Annotated in this window: 10 protein-coding genes; 2 read left to right on the plus strand and 8 right to left on the minus strand. The window is 48.9% G+C overall.

The window, feature by feature from the left end; genetic code table 11:
- Positions 1-156 precede the first annotated feature (156 nt).
- Positions 157-1524, minus strand: coding sequence for a hypothetical protein (locus IPJ88_06420; protein ID QQR91355.1), 1368 nt, complete (start codon positions 1522-1524; stop codon positions 157-159).
- Between the two features lie 390 nt (positions 1525-1914).
- Between IPJ88_06420 and IPJ88_06425 the strand changes: the two genes are divergently transcribed.
- The gene (locus IPJ88_06425) at positions 1915-2598 is read left to right on the plus strand and encodes a hypothetical protein (GenBank protein QQR91356.1); all 684 of its coding nucleotides are present in this window, start codon (positions 1915-1917) and stop codon (positions 2596-2598) included.
- 482 nt (positions 2599-3080) lie between these two features.
- Positions 3081-4196 carry a PD40 domain-containing protein gene (locus IPJ88_06430; protein ID QQR91357.1) on the plus strand — a complete coding sequence of 372 codons (1116 nt, stop codon included), beginning with the start codon at positions 3081-3083 and terminating at the stop codon, positions 4194-4196.
- 5 nt (positions 4197-4201) lie between these two features.
- Here the strand turns inward: IPJ88_06430 and IPJ88_06435 are convergent, their stop codons facing one another.
- The 7 genes from IPJ88_06435 to IPJ88_06465 form a co-directional block, all read right to left on the minus strand.
- Positions 4202-4402, minus strand: coding sequence for a hypothetical protein (locus tag IPJ88_06435; GenBank protein QQR91358.1), 201 nt, complete (start codon positions 4400-4402; stop codon positions 4202-4204).
- A gap of 15 nt (positions 4403-4417) precedes the next feature.
- Positions 4418-5026: a hypothetical protein gene (locus IPJ88_06440; protein ID QQR91359.1), complete on the minus strand. Its 609-nt coding sequence runs from the start codon at positions 5024-5026 to the stop codon at positions 4418-4420.
- 193 nt (positions 5027-5219) lie between these two features.
- Entirely contained in the window at positions 5220-6827 is a 1608-nt protein-coding gene (locus tag IPJ88_06445; protein ID QQR91360.1) for a DUF1592 domain-containing protein, read from the minus strand.
- A 1-nt stretch (position 6828) separates the two neighbouring features.
- Positions 6829-8283: a DUF1552 domain-containing protein gene (locus tag IPJ88_06450; GenBank protein ID QQR91361.1), complete on the minus strand. Its 1455-nt coding sequence runs from the start codon at positions 8281-8283 to the stop codon at positions 6829-6831.
- Positions 8284-8459: 176 nt separating this feature from the next.
- Complete coding sequence (locus IPJ88_06455; protein QQR91362.1) at positions 8460-9680, minus strand: hypothetical protein; 1221 nt, start codon at positions 9678-9680, stop codon at positions 8460-8462.
- 139 nt (positions 9681-9819) lie between these two features.
- Complete coding sequence (locus tag IPJ88_06460) at positions 9820-11538, minus strand: hypothetical protein (GenBank protein ID QQR91363.1); 1719 nt, start codon at positions 11536-11538, stop codon at positions 9820-9822.
- A gap of 66 nt (positions 11539-11604) precedes the next feature.
- Positions 11605-12489 (minus strand): hypothetical protein, encoded by an 885-nt coding sequence (locus IPJ88_06465; GenBank protein ID QQR91364.1) that lies wholly within the window; start codon positions 12487-12489, stop codon positions 11605-11607.
- Positions 12490-12814: the final 325 nt, after the last annotated feature.

A 12814-nucleotide genomic window follows, 5' to 3' on the forward strand; every position in this document is an offset into this window, starting at 1 on the left:
TTCGGTAGAATTTTTAGTTAGTTTTCCAGCTTCAGTTTCTCCGCTTTGTCCTGCGCGGTATTTCGATCAATTGTGTTGCAAAAAACACTCTAGTAGTGGGGGTAATGCTGTTGACTGTGTCTAAACTACAGCATGCCGCTATTGTTTTATGAATGCCTAACCGTTAGGGTAAATGCAGTTGATGTATTCTTCTATATTGGCGATGCCATCTCCGTTGCGGTCTGTATCTGCATCATTAGTGTTGGGGTCAAGGCCGATTGCTTCTTCCCATACATCTGGCATGCCATCCTGATCGTTGTCGGTTGGGGCATTTCCTGAGGGGTAACTTGGCCATCCACCAACGTCGGATTGTGAATCGATGATTTGACCCGTTAGCTGTTGGACGTCATCAATGACTCGAATATCCACTGCGTCACGATAAGGATGAATGGCTCCGGCATACGCCAGCACTTCGTCGTAGGCCGATGCTGCTTCACTTTGCGCAACACCGGATGGTTCGAATACCATCATATTCACACTTGGGTTTTGATCGCCGTTAATAAAGGTCCAATTGCTATCGTACTCATCGTTGTTTGGATCGTCACGTATGTTACCAAGGAGGTAGTATTTCGTGTTTGACGCTGGTGTATCGCTAAAGCGAAAAATGTCATGGCGAGAATCTGTCCCTGAACGATAGTAGTTCGCGAAAATATGAAGGGAGTTGGGGTAGCTGCCAGTGACCGTGGGACCATCGCCCCAATTGTAAACCACGTTGTTGATGAACTCTCCGCCAAGTGCACCTTTAAAGTTAGGGTTACGATCGTTGTTGTGAGCAAAAAGGTTGTGATGCACCGAAATGCTTTCTGTTCCTTCGCCGATCAACAACCCCATGCTGTGGGGACCAGGCTGGGTATCTCCTTCATCAATATGGATGCTGTTGTACAGACCTTCAGCGACAATGCTCCACTGAATGGTAACATGATCCAACTGACGAAAGGTTTCGGTGCTCCCGCTCACGGTTTTGGCCCATGTCGATATATTTTCATCGATGCCCCAACTTACCGATGAATGGTCAACGATCACATTGTATATAGGACCTCCGTTGTTGCCAGATGAGATCTTAATGCCATCACGATCAACACCAGGAGGACCGTTTGGGTTATCCCCAATGCGAAAGCGAATCCCTCGAATAATAACATCATGTGTTTTTACTTCGATGCCTGCATTAGCAAGGGCGATGCCTCCACCTGGGGCAGTTTGACCGGCCACGGTGATATAGGGGTTTGTTATCTTGATTGCAGAGTCGAGTTGAATCAGTCCTCCGACGCGAAAAATGACGATACGTGGCCCATCGGATTCTAACGCGTCCCGTAGACTACCAACACCGGCGTTATCGGTATTTGTGACAAATGTAACGCGACCGCCGCGACCACCTAGAGTGTGCTTTCCGAATCCCTCTGCACTGGGAAAGGCCAGTGATGCATCTGAATAGATATTGCAACTGTCGTTAACTTCAGTCTGAAGCGCGGCGGTTGAGGCACTCATTGCGTTGTTTTGTGCTGCTCCTGCAGCATGGCTGCCAGCGGCTGATCCCGATTCCAGTGTTGAGTTTCCGATGATACCGTTTGTGCAGCATACGCTCGTAATAAGCGCGCAGTAACATAACCAGCGCGACTTTGTGCCCAAGCTTTTTTGCCGTAGCGGGCTGGGCTTGGGCATAAAAAAATCGGAGATCAGGGTCATCAATCGTTAGGATTGCAAGGATCGTTCCAGCAAATTAGTCAATGATATTCGATATGGTTTAGAGCAATGCCCGCTCTGAAGTGATCTGGGATACCAAATGCTCCACGAGACCAACTACGCATCGAATTAACTGTTCGTGTTGAAAGTTTCTCTTCGTGTGATACCGCAAAGAAGCAGGAAGGGAGTTGTTGTATGAAGAAGTTGTACGTGCAAACTAAGTCGCTTGGTCTTGGTGTATGTTTGACGGTCTGTATTGCGTGTCAAGCTGATGTAGACCCAACCGTGGAGCGAAATGTTCAAGATGAGACGAGTTGCGATGATGCCGCCGATGTAGTGAATCTTGATAATTACTATACGAATGTCGACCGTTGGAACTGGGTTCACAAAATTAGTTATGATGGCAGAGTTAGTGCTGGTGACGTGGACTCTTATGCGTTGACGATTGAAGATTTAGATGGAGTGGCTGTTTGGGCCCCATACGTTGACCTCGATATTATTGGCGAGGCTGTACAAGATAACGCTAACAATGAAGATGAAAAACGCCTTGGATTAGACAATGCGGATGCAACTCTGAGTCTGAATTATCATTTTGAGTGCGGCGAAGTTGGCTCAATAGGCAAACTTAATTGTGATTCCTGGCCACCCAGAGTAGCGGCTGATGAAGATTGTTCTTTTGTCGGGCGTGCTACGCGCGATACAAGAGAGGTGAGCACTCTTTATTGCGTTGGCCCCAATGGCGATAAACGAAGTGCTAGTGGAATCCTATACCTCGATGTGACTGCGTCTACTGATCTAGTGGGGTGTCAGCCTTATCGTTTGCATATGACTCTAAATTGGGCGGTGGCGCATTCCGAGAATCTAAACAATCCAATGTAAACTAGTTATTGAATGCGAGAGACATTGTATTCCCAATTTTGCCCATCAAAAGGTTGAATATCAAACTCTGCAAGTTGAATGCTATCTAAGCAGCGTAAGTTGACGCTAAAGCCCGCAGGATGTGAGCGAGGGACATAGAAGGATTGCACTCCGCATCGTTTGCAAAAAGATGTTTTGCCGTGTGCGTGTTAAAAGTATAGAGATTTAAACGGTCGTGGCCTGATGTCAGAGTGAACTGTTCTTGTGAAACAATAAGGTGAAGAAAAGCCTTTTTGTGACACAGGGAACAATTGCAAGCATATGCGGTTTTTTCTGTCGTACGAACCTTGAAGCGAACCGCGCCGCAATGACAACCCCCTGCAAATTCGTATGTCGACATGACGGTAAGTTAACACGATTGTGTGATGTAGCGCCATGTATGTTTAGACAGGATACTTTTGGGCTTTCTTATTTCTTGTCGAAATTTGAGCTATACTAGTCTGATGGGGGTACGGAGTTTATTGCTTTGTTTTGTCGTGCTAGGCGCATGCAATTCATTCGATATCGTTGTTAATACGCCGGATGCGGGGACCAACCCGGATGGCAGTCTATCCAGTGATACGAATGGGCCAGGCGATGACTCTGGTAGCTCTACTGGAATGTGTGCCGATGGTGTAAAAAATGGCGATGAATCGGACGTTGATTGTGGCGGAAGTTGTGTTGCTTGCGTGCTAGGGAAATATTGTGGTCTGGCTTCTGATTGCGAGAGCGGCATGTGTCCAGGCGGAGTGTGCGTTTGCAACTACGGGCCTTTTTCTGTGCCAATCAATATCGGTGGAGGCGTTAATACTACAGGTGGAGAGTGGGACCCTGCTCTTAGCTCGGATGGCTTGATCTTGTACTTTGCAGGCGAGCGAAGCGGAACTCTGGGCGATGGTGATCTTTGGATGGCGACTCGACAGACCAGCAGTGGTAGTTTTTCGTCTGTGACGAATCTTACTGCTCTAAACACTGCGAATGCAACGGAAGGAAGTCCCACTTTATGGGGTTCTGGTTTGGAGATTCTGTATGATACATGGCAAACCTGGGGCCTGGAAGGCACGATAGTGCACGCTGCGCGACAGAATCTACAAAGTGATTTTGCTCCAGTAAACGATGCCATTTTTTCAAATATTAACGATGCCAATTCAGTCCAGCTAGCGCCCTGGCTTTCTGAAGATGGACTTTTGCTCGTGTACACCTCCGATGAAGGAGGTGACTTTGAACTGTGGCAGAGCACGCGGAGTAGTACATCTGAAGCATTCCAGACACCCACATCCCTTGATAGCCTCAATGGCATAGCGGGTGGATTTGCTCCAGCGCTTTCAAAAGATGGTCTCACCATCTATTTTGGAAGCAGTCGAGCAGGCGGAGTGGGCGATGACGATATTTGGAGTGCATCACGCAGTAGCGTGAATGGAACTTTCTCGACGCCTAGTTTGGTCCCAAACGTAAACAGTGCAAGCACGGATGGTGTTCCCTATATCAGCGATGATGGGCTCACCCTTCTTTTCACCAGTTTTCGTGCAGGGGGACAAGGTGGCGCCGATATATGGCAGGCTACACGCCAATGTGAGTAGTTATTTCAGGGATAAGGGAAGTTCAGCGGCTCAAGACTTTCCCAGCGTTGATTGAAGCTCAAGTTGAGCTTTACATGTTCTTTTGTATCAATGCTTGTCATTGGGATGTACATAGCGCTGGATTCAATCTTTACAAATTCATTACTGGACATTCCAGGCGCTGGTGGAGCTATTTTGCCTGCAATCACGGTGGCAATTACGCTCACCGTTTGACCTGTTTCTCAGTCGATTCTATAACCATAAGGTATAAACGCCGATATAGCATCTCTTTTTTGCTCTGAACAAAAGACAGCAGGAAGTATTTCTGCTTCGATGTCCCAAGTCCATGACCAAACCCAGCCATAAGGTTTTTCTTCTTGTGTGTAAATGAGGTGATCCTCTAGTTCTATGTGCGAGCTAAATGTAAAGGCGGGCGTCGGCGGCGAGTCGTCGATAGGATTTAGCGTATTTGGATCAATAGCTTGTGCTGAGAATGACAAGTTGTACTTTGCAATCCATGTTTCTACGGTCTGGCTAGTTTCATCTACAACTTCAGTGTGGAGTTGAGGTGTGCCCAGTCCAATGCTTCCGCTAAACTTGGCGTCTAGATACACAGGGGCAACTACTTCGTAGGGAATCGCGTCTTCTGCAGACTTGTAGAAATAGACTCCTCCAAAAGCGTTTGGGTATTCAAAGGATTTAACAACCGCATCCTCTTGAAAAAAGATTGCAGAATCCGAGGACTCAAAATCGTCTTCTGCTGCTACACAGCCCGAGCTGATTTTCAACAAGAGGCTGATAGCGCTAAATAGAACTGCTTTTCCTCGGTACATATCCAGATATACAAGCAAAATATATGCCAGGGCTGATAGTTAGTGCCAATTTTTGAGTTTCTCTTATGGTTTCGATGGCGCGCATGTGTGGTTGGCTAAGATAATGTAGTGGTGTGATCTTGCTAATTTCATGGGGTCTGCTGAACCCACGGTGAGCGATTTATGTTCCACTTGGCGTTGGTTATTCCAGGAAGAAATGCATATTCTGATCCTAGAACTCAGTGGTTCGGAAGCGAAATGCTGTTTGTGAGACCAATTCAAGGATAAGTTGATCGAGGCGTCCGCCTTGAGCGCCCATCGCATCCACAAGTTGCACGTGAGTGCTTTTGTCTTGATCATCAAGTGCACGGCCCAGAGCGAAGCGGCTGAACTGTTCGACTGCGCAACTTGCGAAGTCTGGTGTCTCGGCGAGGAGCTGTCCTAGTTCGGCAGGTCCATTGAAGTTGCCATAGCTCATCAGTTCTCCTTGGCCATCGATGGCGCATTGAGGTTTGCTGGCTTCAGCTTCTCGGTATTGACCGAAACCACCGAACTGCTCAAGTCCATACCCTATAGGATCTATCTGACTGTGGCAGCCAGCGCATCCACCAGTGGCATGAGCCATGAGATGATCTTTCTTACATTCGTTTTCAGCTGGTGGGGGTACGTTATCAACGTCAAAGTTAGGTGGTGGTGGCGGCACCTCGGAACAAAGCAAACGTTCACGTATTTCGATGCCGCGATGCACAATCGATGTATCTTCTCCTCGACCACCTACCGATAGGAAAGTGCCTTGCCCGAGGATGCCTGCACGCTTTGAGCCGGCCGTGGATATCCAAGCTCGCGAATCGCTGCTGTCGTAGGCGAGACCGTAGTGCTCTGCAAGTGGGGCATCGATCCATGTTTCCTGCAGCGTGACCAGGTCGGTCCATGGGCGTTGTTCATCGAAAACAACGCGATTGATGAGGGCGTTGCTTTCTTCGAGCATGCTTTGTTCGAGCTCCGGCATCATCACGGTATCGGCATAACCGAGCCACATGGCATGGAAGTTCTGAAGATTGCGTTTGCTTTTTTCATCGCCAAGCATGCGTTCGGCTTGAGCACGAATTTGATCGGCAGTATCAAGTTTACCCGCTGCGGCTGTTTCCAGAAGTTCGCTGTCCGGTGCCGAGCCCCAGATTAGATAAGAAAGGCGTGTTGCAATCTCAAATCCGTTGAGACGAAAGGTCCCTGGCTTGCTAGAAACGGGTTCGCCGATTTCGACGCGATAAACAAATTCCATTTGTTGAAAAAGTGCTTCCAGGGCGAGATTGACGGCTACATAAAAATCGTTGCTTGAACGTGCATAGTCAAGAAGGACCAAGTACTCTTGAATCTCTGCATCACTTACGGAGCGGCGAAGAACGAGGCTGCCAAAATCAGCTATAAACTGACGGAAACATGTTTCATCGTCTGTTGCCGCTGGCTCGCAACCTACTACCTTTTGCTTGCTGTCCGGGTTATCGAGGATCTGAATGCTAAGTCGTTGCGCCAATATACGTATACCTTCGACTAGTGCTGATGATGCGCGTTGGCTCTCGGCATCGTTGTCGAAGGGATCAAAGGCTTCCGAAGGAAGTAGATCAATGTCTTGGCCAATGTCGATGCCGGTTAGATCTATCAAAGTATTCTTGATCTCGGTGCGTGTTAATCGTCGTAGCGATAGACGTGAATAAGAAATGTCTTGATCTTGAAGTTCTTTGTCCGCGCTGCCGTTGGCATTCGTGTTGCTTAGAATGGAACCTTGGCACGCCGTCAACGCGGCTAGGAGCAATACAAGATGTGCCGTTCGTTTCGTCATATCACTCAAAAAGCTCATCAATGCGGGTTTGTACTTCGTGCAGGCCACCAGTGACCCCGACAGCGTTCATAGCGGATACAATGGGTGCGGAGGCGTGGCGCTGTGCGCCATCGATATGTCTTCCCTGACGCATGCCACCTGCATGTCCTGCTACCAATGCAGCCATGTTTTCAGTCGAATGCGAGCTTCTCTCAGCATCTGCCTCTGGATCGTAGCCATGTCCGCCTTCAAACACTAAGACAAGAGCCGAGTTATCGAGCAAGCTTCCTTCCACATCGGGCGTGTCTTTAAATGTACTTACAAGACGAGTGAAATGCTTTACATGCCAATCAATGACCTGATCATGTTGAGCGAGTGTTCCACCGCTGTGACCAAGCTCATGCATGTCGTTGTTTGCGCCAAATAGTTCACCGCAGTGCAGGTAAGATTGCATATGAGTAAACATCAACGAGCCAACTCGCGTCATATCACAGGCGAAGGCCATGCGAATCAGATCCACCATGACCTCGGCACGGCCTTCTTCGTTTGCATAGCCCATGGCAAGCGTTTCGCCATCGCCGTTGACGCGCGTGTAGGTTTCGATTGGGTCGTCTTGCCCCGGATCATCCAGTTGGTAACAACTCTCCGTGATGTCTGGGATATCTTTGAGACGGTTTTCCAGCGCTCTTATCTCATCAAAATGTTGTTCCATCCTTTGTCGATCATCGGTGCCAAGGTTTGCCATCAAGCGATTTCCTTGAGCGCTCACTAGATCGATGACGGATTGGTCCATGGCCAGCCTTGCTTGCCGTTCAGCTGCAAGAGCGGGATCGTCGGGAATGAATCCAGTAAAGAGACTGTCATACGCTACGCGGGGAGAAGCAATCGGATCGATGCGTGCAATGGAACCATCGGGCGCTTTACCATAAGACATCACGCCGGTAGCGCCGCCACCGCGGTAGTATGAAGCTTGCACTCGGTATTGTAGAGAATGAAAACGCCGGTCACTGCTGATTGCGTCAGCAACAATTTGATCTGAGGTTGGCGCATCTGCTTTGGGTTTTCGCGCTGTCGAAATATCTGCTCCTTGGTTTCGCATGCCGCTAAGGAGCGGTCCAAGCGAACTCTTGTGGAACTGAGCGATGCGTCCTCCAGCTGGAACACTTCCAAGATCTCCCCAAGGTAATTTCAAGTTGGAAACAACGCTGATATAGGGTCGCATATCTCCCGCAGCACCGTTGATGGATGCCATGCAGCCAGTCAGATCGTAGTTCTCTCCGTAAGTGCTTGGGGCAAAAGTAAAATCGTTGTTTCCTTTACCCAAGGAAACACCACCGAAGCAGACCAGATAACGCTTGGGCGTTGTGCTTGTTTGTGCATCGGCTTTGGGGCTGCGCATGATGTCCAAAAAAGGCAGTGCAACCACCGTGCCGCCTACCCCCGCCAGGAACGCTCGGCGCTGAAGCTTTTTCCTCATGCCCCTTAGAGGTAGCAAGAGTTATGCCTGAGCTTTTCATAATGATATCAATAGATATTGGCCGCACTTACACCCAAATTGGGCGCAGTTTGTGTTCAACAAGAACATGGCTCGCGCCGTATTTAAATGGTGACGAGCGCTATCTTGAGCTTAATTGGTCCGACACAGATAGGTGATTACGAGCTTGGTACGCCGTTTTCTGCAAGATCAACAAGAGCATTTAACAAATCGGCCCCTTCTTGCTCAAGGCCGTCGAGATCGGGAATGTCACTGAGCAAAATGCTTTGCTCGCAATCGTTTTCATTTCCTTCAGACGCAATGTCGGTACGATCATTGCTGTCGCTTTGGTTGACGCTCTCAATACCAAAGTAAGTGCGTTCTAAAAGTGTATCCCAACATTCTTGACCTTCAAGAAAGGTGTTGGCACCGTATGCCGCGGTGACGTCATCACCGTACACATCCAATCGACCACGGCCCACACCGTTAGTGGCAAAAGCAGCAAGAATACCAAAGTTTTCTTCCGTGGAGCCTGTTGAGGGATCTTCAAACGGGAATATGTTGCCATTCACATTGACGTTGATAAAAGAAAAGCTCTCACCCGCATCGGTTTTCACGCCACCCCATAGGTATTCGGCGTCAATCGCATCTGGTTTTTGCGCAGAATCTTCCCAATCCTCGGGACCTGGCACGAAATTACGGAAGGCTCCCACCACAATCGTAAGGTCAGCGTTTTCGCTGCTACTTTGTCCTGTGGCTTCCCGTTGTTTGACGTAGGCTACTGCAAAGCGTCCCTCAGCAAGGTTACCATGGCCTGGATTGTACTGATCCTCCCAAGCTAAGTTGGCTTGCAGATCATAGAGAATAGCGCCTTGCCCGTAGTCTTCATTGTTTGGATCAGGCGTGTGTCCTCCCCAAATCACAGGCTCCATGGTGCTAAGATCCCGGCTCATCCCTCGGAGTAAAGCGTATTCATAGCGCAAGTCTTCGTCTTGGAGCCCAATGTCTTCGCCTTTGTCACGTATATACACGGCGATGGTGTCATCCTTGAGCTCGCTATCGTCGTTATTAAACGGCCCCCATAGGTATTCGTTTGTTTCGCTATCGTAAAAGGTAGGCGGCGTATCTGTGATAGTTTTTAAAGAAGACAGAAGTGCAGCCACCTGCGTATTAATATCCGTTGCCACACCAATTGCCACAGGTGGAATAAGTGCATCATCACCCACCAGCGCTCCCGCTTGCGCTGTAGTTTCCGAAGGCACATCGGCTTTGATAGCGTCGATATCAGGAATCGCCCTGCGATGGGCTTCAAGATAGGTCTTGTCGATACCGCTATCGCTAGAACAATAAACGAGGAAAAGCAATACGGCAGCAATGGTAATTTTTTTAACGATTGCCATCTTGTGTTGTCCTTTCTAAAAATGACTTCGGCCAATGCACTAATCAGGTTGCGGTTATAGGCGTACCCAACAACTCTTAGATTGTCTACTCAGTGTGGCCGATGAAGCCATGCATGAAGTGGGCAAAACGAAGGCAAAACTAGTTGAGATAGTAGAAACGCGGATCAGAAATATCTTGCCAAAGCTCCGGAGGCAGCAAACGATTGAAAGCGGCTACTGGATCAGCTTCATCGAGCAAGCTAACAAATACATCAAGATATTTCATGGTGAAGCTCTCTTCCTTCCACCTGTTTTGAACTCGGACAAGAGATAGTCGTTGAACGATCCAATCGTTCGATACAACAGTCTGTCCTCCTTCAAAAAACAACCGATCACCTCGTACTTCTGTAAAAAAATGAATTGCATCAGTATAGAGATCATCGATAGGAATGCCTCGTTGTTGTGCGAGTTCTTCCAAGAAGGTAATAGCATCACCATGAATAAGGGGAGTCTTTACACTTTCGTTGATCCCTTGAATCATAAGGTTAGAGTTCCCCCCGGGGAGATGAAAGTCCAAGTAATGAAGGAGTTCCTCTTGAAACACTGTGGCGCTGCGATCCAAGAACGCATCATATGTTAGTGCACCTCGCGAACCAGCCGTCGTTACTACCTTGTGGGGAGCAACAAATCCTTTTTCTACAGCACTTGGAAGTGTTGAGGGATAGTCATAGGCGTATATTGTGCCTTCTCCAATTTTGCTTACTTCAACGGTACCATCTTGAACATGGTACTCGGTCATCATGTAGTATCCACCGCCCGATTGATAGACAGCATCCCCGTTCTCGGCGAAACGATAGTCTGTTGCAACGAAACCCATCCGTGGAACACCAAACTGTTCAACTGCTTCCAGTAATAATTCTTGAGGTTCCCCTCGAGATGCTAGATGGTGAAATACTTCTGAGCGGGAAAATCCATAAGACGAATTTGCATGAAGCGTTGTGTCCTTGAATTGATGCAGTATTTGGAAGTCAGTTTCATTAAGGGCTTCGAGCTTAGCAAATAAATACTCGCGCTTTTCCAAAGCATACACGGTTTCAGCCCTATAAAAACCAAAGAAACTCCGGATGCGTGTATAGATAGCGTCAAGAACACGTTCAGCATCGATACTCTCATCCAGCACTCCGATGCGTTGACCAAAACGTATAAGCTCGGGCATTGATTGAACCACACCGACAGCGCTAAACAGGACATCGGCCACGGTAGCTATGGCAGTGAGGCGTGCGTTGCTACGCAAACGTATCGCCTCAGAGGGCGGCAGCAGACTGTGCTCGATTCCCACATATGCCAGGGTCTGAGCGATGCCTGCAAGGTGCGCCAGTGCGGCGTATTGAATCGCTCCTACCACTGCTGCACCTGCACACCATGCAGCCGCTGGCCAGGTCTCAGGACCTAGAAAAACACCAAGCAGAATGCAGCCCCCAGCCGCACCCAAACCCACTCCTGGCATGGCAAACTCTTGTTCTTTGGCTTGAGCGAGCAAGGTGTTGTGAATGCTCTGATAGCCTTTGGGCTGGCCCTGCTCATCGTAGCCGCCATAGATGCTCATGAGCCCACTTTGTTCCATGATGAGCGCAAACTGCCAATCCTCGGCGCTTGAATCGTGCCCTGTCATGATTGCCGTGGCCTTTGCGTTGTTTTCCTTGAGGATACTGAGCACCTGTCCTAGGGCATTTTCAAACCACATCAAACGCTCACTTTGATCATACTGCGCAAAATACTGATCGGTGCTTGCAGCGATTTGGGCCCAGCGACCCAGAGGATAGCTGCCTTGCTCGGTTGCGCCTTGCACGGCAATGGCAAGACGAAGATGACCGTACATCTCAGCCGCCTCTAGCTCATCATCGATAAGCGTGTGGTAAATCGAAAGGACCGAGGCGGCCAGCTGTCAAGCGTGGATGTAAATCGCGCCATGGGCTTTGCTGAGGATAGCCGGATTGTCCTGCGTTTCTATGCCCTGATCAATGCTGCGCTGCCACATCAAGGCTTCAGCTTGGCTGCTCAGATACTGGGTCGTATCATAAGCATGGCTTAGCACTGAAGGATCGAGCTTTTCTCTTTTGGCGTTGATGTCCGAGAGTTTGGGCAGCAGATGGAGATACAACCCGAGGCAGTTCACAAGCTCGGCATCCGACAGGTCAATCTGTTCGGCTTCGTTGCTGAAGGGAATGAGACATTCTTCAAGACGCAGTGCCTTTTTCTCTTCCTTTTCAAGGGTGCTGGCAATGGGCGCTAGGATCGCGTCGTGGCGCACAAGGCGATTATATTGATCGGCCATGCCTTGCGCCGTGAGTTGTAGAAAACTAGTGCGGCCTTTAAAATTGGCATCGGCAAGGTCTTGCTCGAATGTATCGATGGCATTTTTTTCTTGAACTAACAAGGGCAGAGCGAAGTGTTGGGCCAGCAGCTTTTTGTAGCTGTCTTTGTGGATGCCTTCGGTGGGCCAGGCCCAATCTTCGGGGCCGTGCGACTGGGTAACCACCGGGTGCAAGGGCTTTGCGGGCATGGACTTGTACCCCGCGATGGGGTTTTTCTCGTAGATAAAAGTCTGCTTTTGGGCATCGACACACTGATGAAGCTCTTGGTCGCAGACGTATTGCACCTCACCGGTGGAACCAATACCATCGCAATCAGAAGGAAGCTCACAGACTTTGCCGAGTTGTCTCGAGCTATCACCTCCAAGCATGTCGCTAAGCGCAGGGATGCAGCCGGAGCTAGCACTCGACAGAAGGAAGAGAACAGCAAAGATTGTACGACGATAAGTTGAGTTCATATTTTCCCGCCAAAGCTAGCGAACGCAAAATCTGTGCCACGCCAAATCCACCAAGAAACGAAATAATCTATTAGAGTTATTGAGGTGATTTAACCTCAGTAAGTGGGATTTGCGGTCCCAATGCAGGTCAGTTAAGGCCTCAGTTGGCGATTGGAATGCTTCCCGGCCGTACAATGTAACTTTACGAATTCCTGACCCATGTGGGATGCACTGTAGCCATTAGATGGGGGCAATAGTCTGGTCTAGCAAGTACTCCTTGTATTGCAATGTGGTCTGTGTCGCTACATATATGTCTTAGTTTTTTTAGGGGATATCGCAGCGGTTT

Source organism: Myxococcales bacterium (assembly GCA_016699535.1).
Lineage (GTDB): Bacteria > Myxococcota_A > Polyangia > Polyangiales.